The following is a 1,607-nucleotide window of genomic DNA, read 5'->3' as shown; positions in this document are numbered from 1 at the left end:
ATGATAAGTCGAAAGTGTATGGAGAAGCGAATCCACCTTTGACCTTCAGTTACAATGGCCTGGTCAATGGAGATTCACAAGTGACTACCGAACCAAGCATCAGTACTACTGCTACCCAAGGATCGAATGTGGGCACTTATCCAATCACGCTAAGCGGCGGATCAGATCAGAACTATGCGATCACTTTGGTGAACGGCATCTTAACAGTTGGTCAAAAAGCTTTGACGATCACGGCGGATGATAAGTCGAAAGTGTATGGCGAAGCGAATCCAGTCTTGACCTTCAGTTACAATGGTCTGGTAAATGGCGATACCCAAGTGACAACTTTACCAAGCATCAGCACAACCGCAACACAAGGATCGAATGTGGGTACTTATCCAATCACGCTAAGCGGTGGATCGGATCAAAACTATGCGATCACTCTGGTCAACGGAACCTTGACAATTGGTCAAAAAGCTATAACGATCACGGCGGATGACAAGTCAAAAGTGTACGGCGATGCAAATCCTGCTCTGACCTTTAGCTATACTGGTTTGGTCAATGGCGATACGCAAGTGACAACTTTACCAAGCATCAGCACAATCGCAACACAAGGATCGAATGTGGGTACTTATCCAATCACGCTAAGTGGCGGATCAGATCAGAACTATGCGATCACCTTGGTCAATGGAAGCTTGACAGTTAATCCAGCCGTGTTAGTAATTATAGCGGATTCCAAGAGTAAGATTTTCGGAAATCAAGACCCAGAATTGACCTTCAAGGCCAATGGATTTAAACTTTCAGATACGGAAGCGATCCTGACGGGTGGTTTGACTCGAGTACAAGGTGAAACAGTCGGGATCTACTCAATTAACCAAGGCACATTGGATGCGGGAGGCAACTATCAGATTGAGTTTGTAGGCAGTGAATTGGAGATTATTCCAGCTCAACTGGCCGAATTCCTGACAGGTGGGGATATCACTACTTCGTGGTCTGAAGAACCTGTCTTACCAAATCAGGTCGATGTGCTGACGCAGGACGGTCAAATTCTAACCTATGAAGTCGTTTGGGATAGTTCCACGCTAAATGTGTTCAAGCGAGGTACTTACACCATCTTTGGAACAGTAAACCTTCCGGCAGGAATACTCAATCCATCCGGTCAGAAAGCAGTATTGCAGGTCATTGTGCTACCAAAACCCGCGCCAACGGATATCAATCTCTCCAACAATCAATTTATACCGAATTCAAACGTGTTCTTCCAGGACATTGGGTTCTTCACGGTTATTGATGAATTTGATGATATTCATACGGTAGAGTTAGTACCGGGAGCAGCTGACAATGGCTATTTCGAAATCAACTCCGACATCCTGTTCTGGAGCAGCGCGGATGAAGCAGCAGGAGTGACTGAGTTTACAATTGTAGTCCGGGTCACTGACCGAGATGGAAATGTGATTGAAAAGTCCTTCATTATCACCAGAGACCGTAAGGATATCGAAGAAATTGAGGTATTCAATACCTTCTCACCAAACGGAGACGGCGTGAACGACACTTGGGGTATTCCTGATCTGAAATATTTCCGAGGGGGCAGGGTACAGGTCTTTGACAGAGACGGTAGAAGGTTGTTTTAC

At 45.6% G+C, this 1,607-nt stretch carries 1 protein-coding gene; it reads left to right on the top strand.

Annotation, left to right across the window (positions count from 1 at the left end; all coding sequences use genetic code 11):
* On the top strand, positions 1 to 1,607 hold a 1,607-nt coding region (locus tag DDT91_RS20360), incomplete at both ends, for an MBG domain-containing protein (RefSeq protein WP_187178042.1).

It is taken from the genome of Algoriphagus sp. AK58, from assembly GCF_014324365.1.
Lineage (GTDB): Bacteria > Bacteroidota > Bacteroidia > Cytophagales > Cyclobacteriaceae > Algoriphagus.
The sequence above is the reverse complement of the archived record's forward strand: the minus strand, read 5'-3'. Positions and strand labels throughout refer to the sequence as shown.